This window comes from Pseudocitrobacter corydidari (genome assembly GCF_021172065.1).
Taxonomy (GTDB): Bacteria; Pseudomonadota; Gammaproteobacteria; order Enterobacterales; family Enterobacteriaceae; genus Pseudocitrobacter; species Pseudocitrobacter corydidari.
In genome coordinates, this window is sequence record NZ_CP087880.1 from 2,660,225 (window position 1) to 2,676,422 (window position 16,198).

At 54.9% G+C, this 16,198-nt stretch carries 15 protein-coding genes; 5 read left to right on the plus strand and 10 right to left on the minus strand.

The features are described 5' to 3' along the window. Positions 1-47 precede the first annotated feature (47 nt). Together sbcD and sbcC are read left to right on the plus strand one after the other, a co-directional pair. A complete protein-coding gene (gene sbcD / locus G163CM_RS12370; RefSeq protein ID WP_231825149.1) occupies positions 48-1,250 on the plus strand; it encodes an exonuclease subunit SbcD in 1,203 nt (400 codons plus the stop codon). Continuing rightward, the gene (gene sbcC, locus G163CM_RS12375; RefSeq protein WP_231825150.1) at positions 1,247-4,384 is read left to right on the plus strand and encodes an exonuclease subunit SbcC; all 3,138 of its coding nucleotides are present in this window, start codon (positions 1,247-1,249) and stop codon (positions 4,382-4,384) included. Before sbcD ends, sbcC begins: the two co-directional genes overlap by 4 nt. 176 nt (positions 4,385-4,560) lie before the next feature. On the opposite strand, the gene mak is transcribed toward sbcC, so the two are convergent. Continuing rightward, on the minus strand, positions 4,561-5,463 hold the full coding sequence (mak, locus tag G163CM_RS12380; protein ID WP_231825151.1) for a fructokinase: 903 nt from the start codon (positions 5,461-5,463) through the stop codon (positions 4,561-4,563). Between the two features lie 98 nt (positions 5,464-5,561). Between mak and rdgC the strand changes: the two genes are divergently transcribed. After that, positions 5,562-6,476 carry a recombination-associated protein RdgC gene (gene rdgC, locus G163CM_RS12385; RefSeq protein ID WP_015965633.1) on the plus strand — a complete coding sequence of 305 codons (915 nt, stop codon included), beginning with the start codon at positions 5,562-5,564 and terminating at the stop codon, positions 6,474-6,476. A 42-nt stretch (positions 6,477-6,518) separates the two neighbouring features. Here rdgC and ppnP read toward each other — a convergent pair whose 3' ends face one another. The 5 genes from ppnP to G163CM_RS12410 form a co-directional block, all read right to left on the minus strand. Beyond that, on the minus strand, positions 6,519-6,803 hold the full coding sequence (gene ppnP / locus G163CM_RS12390; RefSeq protein WP_015965634.1) for a pyrimidine/purine nucleoside phosphorylase: 285 nt from the start codon (positions 6,801-6,803) through the stop codon (positions 6,519-6,521). A gap of 78 nt (positions 6,804-6,881) precedes the next feature. Then, positions 6,882-7,559, minus strand: a complete 678-nt coding sequence (locus tag G163CM_RS12395; protein WP_231825152.1) for an AroM family protein — start codon at positions 7,557-7,559, stop codon at positions 6,882-6,884. A 249-nt stretch (positions 7,560-7,808) separates the two neighbouring features. Continuing rightward, on the minus strand, positions 7,809-8,000 hold the full coding sequence (locus G163CM_RS12400) for a YaiA family protein (protein ID WP_015965636.1): 192 nt from the start codon (positions 7,998-8,000) through the stop codon (positions 7,809-7,811). A 51-nt stretch (positions 8,001-8,051) separates the two neighbouring features. After that, a complete protein-coding gene (aroL, locus tag G163CM_RS12405) occupies positions 8,052-8,576 on the minus strand; it encodes a shikimate kinase AroL (RefSeq protein ID WP_231825153.1) in 525 nt (174 codons plus the stop codon). 273 nt (positions 8,577-8,849) lie between these two features. Beyond that, on the minus strand, positions 8,850-9,302 hold the full coding sequence (locus tag G163CM_RS12410; protein ID WP_231825154.1) for a YaiI/YqxD family protein: 453 nt from the start codon (positions 9,300-9,302) through the stop codon (positions 8,850-8,852). 137 nt (positions 9,303-9,439) lie between these two features. Here G163CM_RS12410 and proC point away from each other — a divergent pair, with 137 nt between their 5' ends. After that, the gene (gene proC, locus G163CM_RS12415; protein ID WP_015965639.1) at positions 9,440-10,249 is read left to right on the plus strand and encodes a pyrroline-5-carboxylate reductase; all 810 of its coding nucleotides are present in this window, start codon (positions 9,440-9,442) and stop codon (positions 10,247-10,249) included. A gap of 65 nt (positions 10,250-10,314) precedes the next feature. Here proC and G163CM_RS12420 read toward each other — a convergent pair whose 3' ends face one another. Both G163CM_RS12420 and phoA read right to left on the minus strand, forming a co-directional pair. Beyond that, on the minus strand, positions 10,315-10,632 hold the full coding sequence (locus G163CM_RS12420) for a PsiF family protein (RefSeq protein ID WP_015965640.1): 318 nt from the start codon (positions 10,630-10,632) through the stop codon (positions 10,315-10,317). A 98-nt stretch (positions 10,633-10,730) separates the two neighbouring features. Next, positions 10,731-12,158, minus strand: coding sequence for an alkaline phosphatase (phoA, locus tag G163CM_RS12425; RefSeq protein WP_231825155.1), 1,428 nt, complete (start codon positions 12,156-12,158; stop codon positions 10,731-10,733). A gap of 336 nt (positions 12,159-12,494) precedes the next feature. Between phoA and G163CM_RS12430 the strand changes: the two genes are divergently transcribed. Beyond that, entirely contained in the window at positions 12,495-13,781 is a 1,287-nt protein-coding gene (locus tag G163CM_RS12430; RefSeq protein ID WP_231825156.1) for an ABC transporter substrate-binding protein, read from the plus strand. 24 nt (positions 13,782-13,805) lie between these two features. Here the strand turns inward: G163CM_RS12430 and idnR are convergent, their stop codons facing one another. Together idnR and G163CM_RS12440 are read right to left on the minus strand one after the other, a co-directional pair. After that, positions 13,806-14,798, minus strand: coding sequence for a DNA-binding transcriptional regulator IdnR (gene idnR / locus G163CM_RS12435; protein ID WP_231825157.1), 993 nt, complete (start codon positions 14,796-14,798; stop codon positions 13,806-13,808). Positions 14,799-14,876: 78 nt separating this feature from the next. After that, on the minus strand, positions 14,877-16,166 hold the full coding sequence (locus G163CM_RS12440) for an MFS transporter (protein ID WP_231825158.1): 1,290 nt from the start codon (positions 16,164-16,166) through the stop codon (positions 14,877-14,879). Between the last annotated feature and the right edge of the window lie 32 nt (positions 16,167-16,198).

A 16,198-nucleotide genomic window follows, 5' to 3' on the forward strand; every position in this document is an offset into this window, starting at 1 on the left:
GGGGAATGTATAATCCCGGCTAGGCTTTTTTCCCCACAGGGACGACGATGCGAATTCTTCATACTTCAGACTGGCACTTAGGCCAGAATTTTTACAGTAAAAGCCGTGCCGCAGAACACGATGCATTTCTGAACTGGCTGCTGGAGACCGCGCAACGCGAACAGATAGACGCCATTATTGTGGCGGGCGATATCTTTGATACCGGCTCGCCCCCAAGCTATGCGCGCGAACTCTACAACCGCTTTGTGGTGAATCTGCAACAAACCGGCTGCCATCTGGTGGTGCTTGCAGGAAATCATGACTCCGTCGCCACATTGAATGAATCGCGCGATATTTTGTCGTTCCTGAATACCACGGTGATCGCCAGCGCCGGGCATGAACCTTTTATTCTGAACCGCCGCGACGGCACGCCTGGCGCTGTTTTCTGCCCGGTACCGTTTCTGCGCCCGCGCGATATCGTCGTCAGCCAGGCCGGGCTGTCCGGTGCGGAAAAACAGCAGCATTTACTGGAAACCATCACTGATTACTATCAGAACCAATACCAGCAGGCTTGTACGCTGCGCGGCGACCGCCCGCTGCCGGTTATCGCCAGCGGCCACCTGACCACCGTCGGTGCCAGCAAAAGTGATGCCGTGCGTGACATCTATATTGGCACACTGGATGCCTTTCCGGCGCAAAACTTCCCGCCCGCCGATTATATCGCCCTGGGGCATATTCATCGCGCGCAGAAAATTGGCGGCAGCGAGCATATTCGCTACTGCGGCTCGCCTATCCCGCTCAGCTTCGATGAAACGGGGAAAAGTAAGAGCGTTAACCAGGTGACCTTTATCGACGGTAAGCTTCAGGACGTCACGCCACTTGATGTCCCGGCCACGCAACCGCTGGCGGTTATTAAGGGCGACTTTGAGAGCATCAGCAGCCAGTTGGCGCAGTATCGCGATGCCCCGTCAGAGCCCCCGGTCTGGCTGGATATCGAAATCACCAGTGATGAGTATCTGCATGATATTCAGCGTAAAATTCAGGTGATTACCGATGATTTACCCGTTGATGTGTTGCTGGTCAGACGCAGCCGCGAACAGCGTCAGCGCATTCTGGACAACAGCCTGCGTGAAACCCTGAGCGAGCTGGAAGTTGAAGAGGTTTTCCAGCGTCGTCTGGCGCTGGAAACAATAGAAGAACCCCAGCAGGCACGCCTGAAGGCGTTGTTTGACCTCACCGTTCACTCGCTTGATGAGGAGCCGCAGCCATGAAAATCCTCAGCCTGCGCCTGAAGAATCTTAACTCGCTGAAAGGCGAGTGGAAAATCGATTTCACCGCCGAACCGTTCGCCAGCAACGGCCTGTTTGCCATCACCGGGCCGACGGGCGCGGGGAAAACCACCCTGCTGGACGCCATCTGTCTCGCGCTGTATCACGAGACGCCGCGCCTCAACACGGTATCGCAATCGCAAAACGATCTGATGACCCGCGACACCGCCGAGTGTCTGGCGGAAGTTGAGTTTGAAGTACAGGGCGTGGCCTATCGCGCATTCTGGAGCCAGAACCGCGCACGCAATCAGCCTGACGGCAACCTACAGGCGCCACGCGTTGAGCTGGCGCGTCGCGATGACGGCAAAATCCTGGCCGACAAAGTCAAAGACAAGCTCGAACTTATCGCGTCGTTGAGCGGGCTGGATTACGGCCGCTTTACCCGTTCGATGTTGCTGTCGCAGGGGCAGTTCGCCGCGTTCCTTAATGCGCGCCCCAAAGAGCGCGCGGAGCTGCTGGAAGAACTCACCGGCACGGAAATTTATGGGCGAATTTCTGCACAAGTATTTGAAAAACATAAGCAGGCGCGGACGGAGCTGGAAAAGCTTCAGGCGCACTCCTCCGGGATGGTGCTGCTAAGTGAAGAACAGCAACAGTCACTGCTGGGAAGTTTGCAGGCGCTTACTCTCGAAGAAAAAGTCGCGCTGGAGCAGCAGACGATCGCCCAACATCAGCAACAGTGGTTGCTGCGCCAGGCTGAACTAACGCGCGAAACGCACACCGCCCGGGGAGCGCTCTCCGCCGCAGAACAGGCCCTGGCAGCCGCGCAACCCCAGCTTGAAACGCTCCGCCGCGCCCAACCGGCGGAGCTGCTGCGCCCACGCTGGGCGCACCTTCAGGAGCAGGCTATCACGCTTGCCAGGACCCAGCAGCAAACGCAGCAAGTAAATACTCGCTTACATGAAGCAACCACGCGCCGTAACCGCATTCGCACCACGGCGGTAGAACAGTTGCGCGGGTTGCAGCAAACGCAAACTCAGCTTAACCAGTGGCTTGAGGAGCACGATCGTTTCAAACACTGGAGCAGCGAACTCACCGGCTGGCGCGCCGCATTTGCGTTACAGGCGCGTGAAAACACGCAGTTGCAGAACAACCAGCAGCGCCTGAATACGCTGGAAAAACAGCTTGCCCAGTTACCTCCCTCCACGCTAACGCTGAATCTGGCCGAAGCCACCGACGCCATTAACGCGCACAACGCCGCACGCCCGTTGCGCCAGCAGCTCACTACGCTGCATGCACGGTTTCTGCCGCTGCAAAAACGGCGTCAGCAGTTGATAGAAGCACAGAGCAACCGTCGCCAGCAGCTGGAAAAACTGACCGCTGAGCTGACCGATCGCCGCCAGCGCTACAAAGAGCACAACCAGCAACTGAGCGATGTTCGCGCGCTGTGCGAGATGGAAGCAACCATTGTCAGTCTGCAGGCCGAACGCGCCAGGCTGCAACCCGGTTGCGCCTGCCCGCTGTGCGGTGCCACCGAGCATCCGGCGATTGCGGAATACCAGGCGTTGACGCCAGACGTGAATCAGGCGCGTCGCGATGTACTGGAGCGCGACGTCAAACGGCTGGCGGAAGAAGGTGCAACCCTGCGCGGCCAGCAGGATGCCCTGCAAAAACAACAGCAGGTTGAAGAAAGCGAGCTGGAGTCTATTTCTCAGCAGGAGCAAGTACTTACCTCTCAATGGCAGGAGGTGACGGCCGCGTTAGGCGTGACGCTACGCGCCGAGGAAGCGATTAGCGAGTGGCTTGCCGCACAGGAAGAGTACGAACAGCAGCTTTATCAGCACAGTCAGCGGCTGAATTTGCAACAGCAGGTAACCGACCTCCAGCAGCAGATTACGCAGGCACAGAACGAACTCACCCAGCGTCGCGAGGCGTTGCAGGCTCAACTGGCGACGCTTTCGCTCACCGCACCGCTTGCCGGGGAAGAGAACGCCTGGCTGGCGGCGCGCGAAGAGGAAAATCGGCTCTGGCAAAGCCAACAGACGCAGCACGCTGAAACGCAGCATAAACTCGCCCAGCTTCAGCCGTTGCTGGACACGCTGCCTGCGTGTGAAATTGAAGAGACAACGCCTGTTTCGCTGGAGGGATGGCAGCAGATCCACAACGAATGCATCTCGCTCGCCAGCCAGTGGCAAACCTTGTCACAGCAGGAAGCGCTGGAAAAAGAGCGCCTGGATCAGGCCGAGCGCGAATTCGACCAGGCGTTGGCGGAATCACAGTTCAGCGACCGCGCAGCGTTTCAGGCCGCATTGCTGGAACAGCCTGAGCGCGAGCGCCTGGAACAACTTAAACAGTCGCTGGAGAGCAAGCTTCAGCAGTGCCGCACGCTGGATACTCAGGCACAGGACGCTCTGCAACGTCATCAGGCCCAACGCCCGGCAACGCTTAGCGATGATGTCTCACTTGAACAGGTGCAAACCCAACTGGCGCTGATGGCCCAGCAGTTGCGGGAAAACAGCGCGCGTCAGGGAGAACTTCGCCAGCAGTTGAAACAGGATGAAGAGAATCGCCGTCAGCAACAAAACCTGCTGCTGGAGATTGAAAAAGCCAGCGCGCAGGTGGAAGACTGGGCGCACCTGAACGCGTTGATTGGCTCCAAAGAGGGCGATAAATTCCGCAAATTCGCCCAGGGGCTGACGCTGGATAATCTGGTATGGCTGGCGAATGACCAGCTTAGCCGCCTGCACGGGCGCTATCTGCTGCAACGTAAAGCCAGCGAAGCGCTGGAGCTGGAAGTGGTTGACACCTGGCAGGCGGATGCGGTGCGCGATACACGAACCCTCTCCGGTGGCGAAAGTTTCCTCGTCAGCCTGGCGCTGGCGCTGGCGCTTTCTGACCTGGTAAGCCACAAAACGCGCATCGATTCGCTGTTCCTTGACGAAGGCTTTGGCACGCTGGACAGCGAAACCCTCGACACGGCGCTGGACGCGCTGGATGCGCTCAACGCCAGCGGCAAAATCATCGGCGTGATAAGCCACGTTGAGGCGATGAAAGAGCGCATTCCGGTGCAGATAAAAGTGAAGAAAATTAACGGGCTGGGGTATAGCAGGCTGGATAAGGTGTTTGCGGTGGAGTGAAATGCCTGATGGCGCTTCGCTTATCAGGCCTACGTCCTTTTCTCGAACATTGCGTCAAACCACGATGCCTGATGGCGCTTCGCTTATCAGGCCTACAAATCCTGACCCGTAGGCCGGGTAAGGCGAAGCCGCCACCCGGCGATTTCATGGGCGCAATGCCTTACCCGTTAAAATATTTACAACGGCCACAACCACGCCGCGCCGCGCACGCCGCTGGAATCACCGTGCACCGCTTTACGAATCGGCGTTTCACATTCGCGGCCAAACACCCACGGTTTCACTAATTCCGGCACCGTTTTATACAGGCGATCAACGTTACTCATCCCACCACCCAGCACAATCACGTCCGGATCGAGAATATTTACCACGTTCGCCAGCGATTTCGCCAGACGCTGCTCATAACGGCTGAACGCCTGCTCCGCCAGCGCATCACCCTGTTCCACCAGCTGCATAATCTCGCGCCCTTTCAGCGCCTTACCGCTAAGCCGATGATAATCCGTCGCAAAGCCAGTGCCGGAAATAAAGGTCTCAATACAGCCCTGTTTCCCGCAGTAGCACGGCACTTCCGTGCGATAGCGCAGCTCGTCGTCGTCCATCCACGGCAGCGAATTATGCCCCCACTCGCCCGCCGTGCCGTTACCGCCAATGTGAGAACGCCCGTTAATCGCCACGCCCGCACCACAGCCGGTACCGATAATCACCGCAAACACCGTTTGCGCGCCCGCCGCCGCGCCATCAATGGCTTCGGACACCGCCAGGCAGTTGGCATCGTTTGCCAGACGCACTTCCCGGCTCAGACGCTCGCTGAGATCTTTATCAAACGGCTGCCCGTTCAGCCACGTGGAGTTGGCGTTTTTCACTACCCCGGTGTAGGGCGAAATCGAGCCAGGAATACCTATTCCAACCGTCCCCGTTTGCCCGGTCGCCTCTTCGGCCATCGCCACCAAATGAGCAATGTTTTCAATCGTTTCACGATAGTCGCGCGGCGTCGGTAAGCGATGCCTGAACAGCTGCTCTCCCTTGTCGCTTAGCGCAATGACTTCCGTTTTTGTACCGCCCAGATCAATCCCAATACGCACAGAACGCTCCTTCTGAAATTCCCCGATTAACAATGCAAGCATAGAGACAATTCGTTATCATGCCCGCTGAATTTAACGATAAAGCCGTGGGAAATATCATGCTGTGGTTCAAAAATTTAATGGTTTATCGTCTCAGCCGCGACATTTCTTTGCGCGCCGAAGAGATGGAAAAACAGCTCGCTGAATGGACGTTCACCCCGTGCGGAAGCCAGGATATGGCGAAAACCGGTTGGGTTCCGCCGATGGGCTCGTCGCAAAGCGATGCGTTGACCCACACGGCCAACGGTCAGATTATCATTTGCGCCCGCAAAGAAGAGAAAATCCTGCCGTCGCCGGTGGTGAAACAGGCGCTGGAAGCGAAGATCCACAAGCTGGAAGCCGATCAGGGCCGTAAGCTGAAAAAAACCGAGAAAGATTCGCTGAAAGACGAAGTGCTGCATTCTCTGCTGCCGCGCGCCTTCAGCCGTTTCAGCCAGACGATGATGTGGATCGACACCGTGAACGATCTGATTATGGTCGACTGCGCCAGCGCGAAAAAAGCGGAAGATACCCTCGCCCTGCTGCGTAAAAGTCTGGGTTCGCTGCCGGTGGTTCCGCTGACGATGGAAAACCCGATCGAGCTGACGCTGACCGAATGGGTGCGTTCCGGTTCGGCGGCGCAAAGCTTCCAGATCCTCGACGAAGCAGAACTGAAAGCGATCCTCGAAGATGGCGGCGTGATCCGCGCGAAGAAACAGGATCTGGTTTGTGATGAAATTGCGGTGCATATCGAAGCCGGTAAGCTGGTGACCAAGCTGGCGCTCGACTGGCAGCAACGTATTCAGTTTGTGATGTGCGACGACGGTTCAATTAAGCGTCTGAAGTTCAGTGATGAACTGCGTGACCAGAACGAAGATATCGACAGAGAAGACTACGCCGCGCGTTTTGACGCTGACTTTATCCTGATGACCGGGGAACTGGCCGCGCTGATTAAGAGCCTGGTGGAAGGGCTTGGCGGGGAAGCACAGCGTTAATGCTTCACATCTCCTTCCTGCCGCAGCAGGAAGGAGACACACTTACAGATAACGACAAAGATAAGACGTCGGTTCCGCAACTTCCAGATGGAACTCGCTGTTGCCGGGCACGTTGAACACTTCACCAGCGGTATACACTTGCCACTCGGTTGCACCCGGTAGCAACACATTCAGCGCACCACTGACTACCGTCATCTCTTCCGGCTGCGCGGTGCCGAAGGTGTACTCGCCTTCCGCCATCACGCCGACGCTCGCGCGCCCGGTGCTGCTGCTGGTAAAACCAATGGATTTCACTTTTCCGTCGAAGTATTCATTGCTTTGAAGCATAAACAGGCCCTTATTGTCTTGTGTTTAATGACTCAATATAGGGTTGCGAACAGAAGCCTGTCACGCGAAATCAGAGTGTTAAACCAATAATTCTGCCGCCAGCCTGGCGACCAGCACATTCGACAGTAAAACAGGGACATCCAGCGCTTTTTGTAGCAAATCGCGGTGGTGTTGATGGAAGCCTAAACAGTCCAGCACCAGTACATCCGCGCCCTGTTCAATGAGTTTTTCCCCGGCGCTCACCAGTTCAAGATCGGTGCCGTGAATCGGGTTTGCCAGTTCGTAATAGGGTTCAGAGGGCAGGACCTGCCACTTCTCCTGTTGTGCGCGAAGGATCTCTTCGATGGGAACAATCACGCCAACCTGATGGCCTTCAACAATAGACGCCACTAATGGCGGAATAATCCGCTGGGGCTCGATCAGCATCGCATTACGCGCCACCAGATGTTGCAGTTTAAAGGTATTCATCAACAGAATGACGTCATACTGTTGATTATCCAGCACTTCAATGATGGCTTGCAGGTCGCGTTCAATTTTAGACCGGGAGACTTCAGCCAGTTGATTATCGTTAAGCAACGCCAGGATTGTCTCCTCTCCCGGTTGCACCCCATACTCCTTCATAACCTCCTCACGACTCAGATTCCCTAACAAACTCTTATGGGTAATCTGATCTTCCCTGATGTGCTCAGTGAGTAGTGGCAACACTTCTTTGACGGGTACAACCCCTACCGTCAGAATCGCCAACGTCGTATTCATGTTATGTACCTTCTTTACAACCACTGCCTGCACACGGCTCTTTTTACCACTTAGCCACCTGGATGGATGAAAAAACACCGTTCAGAAGCGTAGCAGCTCATTTATCAGGCGGAATGTAAAGGTTCCGGAGGATTCCGGCACGCTCCTGATATAACTTAACTTTAACCTTTTAATAACAGTTGCGATAAGTAAAAAGTGTGATTAAGGCCCGATATAACCACTTTAATTATAGGGCCTTATTGCGAGGCGTTAGCTTTTGGAAGGGTCTTCATAGCGCTGTTTAGCGTCAAGCGCGTCCTGCTTCGTGGTGTGCTCGCTAATCAGCGTATCGGGTGTAGGGTGGTCTGCGCGTAATTGGTACCAGGTGACCGTCTGGCCGGGCTGCCCTTTCTCGACAACTTCAATACGCGCTTCGCGTGGATACGGGGGATTGGTCGGCATCGCTCTTCCTTATGTTGACTGTCAGAGCGTTAAGTATAGGCAATGCCTGAATCAGGAGGCGCGAGCCAGGCGCAGTTCGGTCAGAATTTGAGCGACAACATCGTCCGGGCAGGCCGATGCATCAACAATATGGTGCGCCGTCTGGCGATAGAGCGCATCGCGCTGCGTCAGAATATCCGCCACTTCTTCAGTGATCGGTTTCCCCGTTAACGTTGGGCGCTGCGATGCTTCCGGGAAGGCTTCAAGGCGGCCCGCCAGGACGGATACCGGCGCATTGAGGTAAATCACTACGCCGTTCTGACGCATAAAGTCGCGATTCACTTCAGCCAGAATGATGCCCCCGCCCGTCGCCACGACCGTTCCCGGTTGGGTGACGGACTGCAGCGTTTGCGTCTCGCGGGCACGAAAACCGGCCCAGCCTTCTCGCACTACAATATCGGCGACCGTCATGCCGGCACGCTGTTGCAGTACTTGATCGGTATCGACAAAGTGAAAATTACAGGCATGGGTAAGCCGTTGACCTATAGTTGTTTTTCCACAACCACGCGCGCCAATCAAAAAAATAGGCTGAGTCATGACCTGGCGTTCTCCCTGGAACCGTGAAGATGCGGGACGCATATCTGAATTAAGAATGATATCACCAAACTAGTACACAAGTAAGTGTAAATAAAGAGTTACAGAACTATCCAGACTCTGTAAGACAAACACAAATATGCTTGAAAACAGTACGTGTAAAAGCGTAAAGAAAAAGTGTCACATATTGTTTAGATAAATGTACATGAAAGCAGGCTTCGTTGACAAGCGAGCAGACGGTGCAAACGGTAACACATTTTTGTGACGAAATTCACATTAAGGATGTTTTGCCGCCAGTAGCCATTTATCCAGTTCCGCCGCAAACTGTTGTCTGTCGCGCTGGCTCAAGGTGCTCGGGCCACCGGTTTGCACGCCGCTTGCGCGCATGGTGTCCATAAAATCACGCATGGTTAAACGCTCGCGAATCGTCGCGTTACTGTAACGCTCGCCGCGCGGGTTTAACGCCGCCGCGCCCTTTTCCAGCACTTCCGCCGCCAGCGGAATATCGGCAGTGATCACCAGATCGCCAGGTTCACACAAGCGCACTATTTCGTTATCGGCAACGTCAAAACCTTTTGGCACCACCATCGCTCGAATAAAGCGTGACGGCGGCACGCGCAGATACTGATTCGCCACCAGCGTCACCTGCGTTTGTGTGCGATCCGCCGCGCGAAACAGGACCTCTTTAATCACATTCGGACAGGCGTCCGCATCAACCCAAATTGTCATTACCTCTCCTGAATTTGGCAAAACGGTACGTAATGATGACATGCCCGGCACGTGCTGTCGCGTAATGTTCAGGTTACTCGTCGCGACAAATCGCCGATAAAGGTACACTAATAAAAAAACACACAATGGGAGACATCATGGACAAGAAGATTGGCTTCATCGGCTGCGGGAATATGGGTAAAGCAATTCTTGGCGGCCTGATTGCCAGTGGTCAGGTGCTACCGGGCCAAATTTGGGTCTATACCCCATCGCCCGATAAAGTCGCCGCCCTGCACGATCAGTTCGGTATTAACGCAGCTGAAAGCGCGCAGGAAGTCGCCCAGGTGGCGGACATCGTCTTCGGTGCCGTGAAGCCAGGCATCATGATTAAAGTGCTGAGCGAAGTCGCTTCCAGCTTTAATAAAGATTCTTTGGTGGTCTCTATTGCCGCAGGCATCACGCTCGATCAGCTGGCGCGCGCGCTGGGCCACGATCGTAAAATCGTCCGTGCGATGCCAAATACGCCGTCGCTGGTGAACGCGGGGATGACCTCCGTTACGCCAAACGCGCTGGTCACGCCGGAAGATACCGCCGATGTGCTGAACATTTTCCGCTGCTTTGGTGAAGCCGAAATTATTGCCGAGCAGATGATTCATCCGGTTGTCGGCGTCAGCGGTTCCGCACCGGCGTATGTGTTTATGTTTATCGAAGCGATGGCCGATGCGGCCGTTGTGGGCGGGATGCCGCGCGCGCAGGCCTATAAATTTGCCGCACAGGCGGTAATGGGTTCAGCGAAAATGGTGCTGGAAACGGGTAAACATCCGGGCGAACTGAAAGATATGGTCTGCTCGCCGGGCGGCACGACGATTGAAGCCGTTCGCGTACTGGAAGAAAAAGGATTCCGCTCTGCCGTCATCGAAGCCATGGCAGCCTGCATGGAAAAATCAGAGAAAATGAGTAAAGCCTGATCCTCTGTATAAAAACGCCCGGTAAAATTCTACCGGGCGTTTTTCTTGCCATAAAATAGATTGCGTTAAGCGGATTTTTTCAGGCAAGCGCTCATAAATTTCTTACGGTCGTCGCCTTTTAATGACTGCTCGGTCGCTTTCGCATTGCATTCACGCATTTTCTGCTGCTGAGGCGTCACGCCTTTCTCTTTCGCCGCATCCTGCCCTTTCAGGCACGCGCTCATGTAAGTTTTGCGCTCATCGCCTTTGATCGTTTTCGCCGTTGCCTGCGCATTACAGTCGCGCATACGCTGCTGCTGCGGCGTTAATGTTTGATCTGCCGCGCCAGCGGTAGAGACAAAACAGAGACCAAAAACAAAAGCACCCAGTATTGCGAGTTTCATTGCACCATCCTTTTATAAGACAATCCTTACAATTCTGAACGCTGGCGGAAATAAAACAAGCCGACGGCGCTATTTTGCCGTCGGGAATACTGGAAATATTACAGACCAAGCGCAGACTTCATGGTGTAGTAGAGATCGGTCTGATCGGTCAGGCCAACGACGTTCGCCGCATGTGGGCCGTACGCGGCAATGCGCACCTGAGTGCCGGTATGCTCCATCGATTCCTCTTCCGAGTTACCGTAGCTCATCACCATGACCGCGCCATCTTTGGTGTTCAGCGCCTGGGTCAGGCCTGGCGCTTTAGTATCCGGCGCAACAATCTGACTGGCGTGGGCGTGGTCAGCGGTGACGATCACCAGTGTGTTACCGTCTTTCTGTGCGAACGCCAGCGCTTTCTGGACGGCCTCGTCCAGATCGACCGTTTCACCAATTTGCCCGCACGGATTCGCCGCGTGATCCTGCTTGTCGATAGACGCGCCTTCCACCTGCAGGAAGAAGCCTTTATCGTTGCTGCTCAGCAGCGTAATGGCCTTGTCGGTCATCTGCGCCAGCGTCGGTACGCTGTCATTACGTTTCGGGTTCGGCGTACAGGTTACGACCGGTTTATCAATGTTGCCGTGATAGGATGCTTTTGGCCCTTCCCAGCGCACCGGCATGTTGCCGTCAGAAAACAGCCCCAGCAGCGGTTTATCCTGATTCGCCACGGTAATGCTCGCCAGCCCGCTGGCATCGCTTATCAACTGATAACCGCGCGCCTGTGCCTGCTCGCGCAGGGTTTTGCCCTGCCATTCGCCTGCGGTTGCGGTCTCAGCAAAGGTTTTCGCGCCACCACCTAAGGTGACGTCCGCACGCGCGTTCAACAGTTGCTCGGTAATGGAGCCTTTGCCGCCTTTTTCCAGCGCGTTAGTCGGGCATTTTTCGGTGGTTACGCTCGGGCCGTAGCATTTACGCGACGTCACGTGAGAAATCTGTGCCGCCGGGGTCGCGTCCTGCAATTCCGCGGTCGAGACGTTGCCGGTTGCAAGGCCCGCTGATTTTGCCAGCTCAAGCAGCGTTTGATGCGGCTGCTCATGGATATCCACGCCCAGCGCGCCGTTATAGGTTTTCACGCCGGTGCTCCATGCGGTGGCGGAGGCGGCGGAATCGGTGACGTAGTCCGGTTTGCCCGTTTTCTTATCCAGCGCGTAATGAGTGTACTGGCCCGTTAATGGCAGCGCATCAATGCCTTTAAAGAAGCCGCCCGCGCCCAGCGCGTAGTTGCGCGCGGCGGTAATTTCGGAATCACCCATGCCATCGCCAATCAGCAAAATAATGTTTTTCGCCGGTTTATCAATGATCGACGCGCGCAGCGCCGCTGACTGGTCACCGCTCAGGCGACGCGCGCCACCGGGCGCGGTGATATCACCCTGCGCCGCACGGCTATCAAGCGCGGGCGCAGACGTGGTTTCGGCGTGAATAACAGGGGTTCCCAGCAAAGGTAATAACGCGGCAAAGAGTGCGCTGTATTTCATTATTCTCATCTCCATGAAATCGCTAAATAAATAAAATCGAAGCGACTGTATAAAAGCGAGATGACAGTGAGATGACATTATTTTTACATTTTTATCATGGTTGCAATTTCCTGGTGCAGGAGGATAAAAACGTGAGCCGTGATGGAAAATGAAAGATATCTTCATCAACAATAAAATAAATTGTACCGTTCAGGCTGTCATCAAAACGTAATCCTCCTCTCAGATCACATTTTTTGGAAATATTTTTACATCTGTCACATTTTTCTCTGTTTTTCGCCCTCTTGCCGCCGCCCGGCATCGCACCGCAATATAAAACAATGTTTTATTCTAACGCAGAACAGGAGTCTCATTATGCGATACCGTACCAGAGCACTTAGTCTGGCAATTTTATTTTCGCTTTCAAACATCGCCGTCGCGGAAGAACTTAATGTGTGGATTCGTGCCAGCAATGATTCGAAAGTCATTTATCAAAAACTGGCGGATACGTTTAAACAGCAAACCGGTATTTCAATTAACTATTTCAATGCGGTGACCGATTTTGACCAACGACTGGCACGCGCGGCAACCGGAAATGCATTACCGGATGTCGTATTTAACGACGCCATTATTGTTGGGCAAATGGTACAACTGGGAATAGTCGATGAAATCGACCCGACAAAACTGAAGCACGGCGCAGATGTTTACGAGGCGGCGTGGAAATCAACACAGCTGCCTGACGGTAAATATTACGGCGTGCCGACCTCAGCGCATACTTATGCCCTGTTTATCCGCCAGGATTGGCTGAATAAACTCGGAATGAAGGCTCCAACCACCTGGGATGAACTGAAAAAAGTCGCGCACGCGTTTACCTTCAACGACCCGGATGGCAACGGTAAAAACGACACCTATGGTTTTGTGATGCCGCTCGCCACCACGCGCGGCTACGCCAGTTCGTTCTCCTCTTCTTATCTCTGGCAGGCGGGCGGTAATTATCTGGTGGCGACGCAGCCAGGCAAATTCAAAGGCGCGCTCGACAGCAAAGAAGCCGTCACGGCAATGACATTTATGCGCAGCATGGTTTGTGAAGGCGTATCACAGCCGGGAGCCATTAATCAGACCACCGCCGACGCCAATACCTCTTATCGCTCGGGCCAGAGCGGAATGTACTCCTCCGGCCCGTATCACATCGCCCTGTTTGATAAAGATCCGGGGAAAACGGCATACACCGTGGTGCCGCCGCCAGCCGGGCCGGGCGGTACGACATCCATGGCGGAAGGTACTACAGCCTTCCTGATGAAAACCAGCCAACACAAAGCGGCGGCGATGAAGTTTCTCGAATTTATGATTTCACCGGAGGGGCAGGAAATTGGCATGGCGGTGCAGAGCAGCTCGATGCCAGTCGTCAGGCTGCCGGTGAACAAGAAGCTGGCGATCGCGGATTATCATCCCGATCCGAAGTGGGCGGTATTCGCGGAAACTTACGCCAAAGATGGACGCTATATGCCGCAAATTCCGAACTGGATCCCGGTGCGCCAGATTACGGCAGATGGGTTTAATAAGATCTACGCCGACTGTAACAGCGATATTCCGGGGCTATTGAAAGAGATTAACGGCAAGGTCAATGAGGAACTGAAGCGCCAGAATGCGTGGGCGGAATAGCGGTTTTACCGGCGACGGGGGTCATCACAACGTATCACCATAGTAAATCTGATAACCCACGTTCACGCTTTCCGGGACATCTTTGCCCGCCAGTCGCTTAAGCAGCAGTTCGCTGGCGACCTGGCCAATCTCGAAGCGCGGCGTAACCACGCTGGCAACTTTTTGCAAGCGTGCGCGCCCTATCTCCAGCCCATGGAAACCGGCGATCGCCAGCTCGCCCGGCACGCTGATATTCTGCGCCTGGCACTCCAGCAGCACGCCGACCGCCAGGTCATCATTGGTGCAGAATACCGCGTCAATATCCGGGCGCTGCTGGCGCATTTGCTGAAACATTTGACGCCCCAGTGAAACCGAAGAGATGGTTTTCGGCGCCAGGTGGTACGGCTCCAGGCCGTGCGCCGCCAGCGCATTTTGCGTGCCGCGATATCGACTGAGATCGCGTGGGTCATCCATTGAGCCAAAGAAGGCGATGTGTCGCTTGCCGCTGTCGAGAAACGCGCTGGTCATCTCCCAGGCGGCTTTTTCGTTATCAAAGCCGACCTGAATATCGAGCGGTTGCCCGGAAACGTCCATTAACTCCGCCACCGGAATACCGCTGGCGCGCAGGTACTGCACCATTCTGTCCGTATGCTGGCGGCCCGTCAGGATCAGGCCATCGATATTGTACGAAAGCAGATTCAGCACTTCGCGTTCTTCACGACAGGGATCGTATTCATAGTTGGCGATCAGCGTTTGGTATTGATGCGCGGAGGTCACGGACTCGATTCCTGCCAGCACATCGGCGAAGATCTGATTGCGGAACGAAGGGATCAGAACACCGATCGTTTTACTGCGCGCATTGAGCAAAATTTCCGGCGCGCGATTGGGAATGTAGTTGTTCTCTTCCATGATTTTCGAAATCAATTCACGGCTACGCGCAGAGACCTGATTAGGGTCGCGCAGATAACGGCTGACCGTCATCTTATTCAGGCCCGCCAGATTAGCGATATCCTGCAATGTCATCCGATTGTTTTTCATGAGATTCTCTGCGACAAAATGCCTGTTTTGCTCGCAGAGAACCTTATCACAGCCGGGCAGGATCTGCATCCAGCCCGTTTAGCTGGCAGCCTTATTGGGTTGTAGCGCGCCGCGCGTCGTTTCGCCAGGCGCACGTACGCAGTACATCAGCACCACTGACGCAAACAGCGCGGTCGCCATAAAGGTGTAAGACGCGCCAGGCCCGCCGGTGATGCCGTTGAGATAACCCACCAGCCACGCACCGATAAACGCGCCCAATGCGCCGAAGCTGTTGATTAACCCCATCGACACGCCCGAGACGTTGCGTGGCAGCAGTTCCGGTATCAACGCGAAGAACGGCCCGTAAGGTGCGTACATACAGGCTGCGGCAATGACCAGCAACGCATAGGAGAGCCAGAAAGCCTGCGTGCCCAACATCCACGACCCGAAGAACGCGACGCCCGCAATCAGCAGCAGAGGCCAGATAAACAGCTTACGGTTTTGCAGTTTATCGGAGAGCCATGAAACCACCAGCATCAGGCAAATTGCCGCCAGATATGGCACTGCGGCCAGCCAGCCGACGGAGACAATGTCCATTTGCGCCGCATTTTTCAGAATCGACGGCATCCACATCATGAAGCCGTAGACGCCAATACTCCACAGCGCGTGCACGGCGCACAGCATAATCACGTTACGCGAACGCATCGCTTCACCGTAGTTACGCACGGGCTTGATGGCCGTTTGTTCGCTGTCCATCGCCTGCTGAAGCGTCTGTTTTTCTTCTTCACTAAGCCAGGTGGCCTCTGACGGTTTATCGCGCACCAGCGCCCACCAGCAGAAAGCCCACAGCACCGCCGGAATGCCTTCGATGATAAACATTTCGCGCCAGCCCCAGGCCTGAATCAGATAGCCAGAGACGATCGACATCCACAGCACTGTCACCGGATTACCGAGAATCAGGAAAGTATTCGCGCGTGAACGCTCGCTTTTGGTAAACCAGTTGCTGATATAGATAAGCATGGCGGGCATAACGGCCGCTTCGACAATACCCAGGGTAAAGCGAATCGCCATCAATGTAGGAATATTACTGACAAAGCCAGTAGCTGCCGCGCAGAAACCCCATAGTATCAGGCTGAAAAAAATCATTTTCCGCACGCTGCGTTTTACTGCATACATCGCGCCCGGCACCTGGAAAAAGAAATAACCGAGGAAGAACAGCGCGCCAATTAACGATGCAGTTCCTTTGGTGATCCCTAAATCATTTTCAATTCCGGCGGCGGCGGCAAAACCATAATTTGCGCGATCGAGATACGCCAGGCTGTAGGTAATAAAAATAATCGGCATTAAATACCACCAGCGGCGTACTGGCAGTTTGCTAAGTGTTTTCATACTCAATCCTCAGACGATGAGCATCATCTATC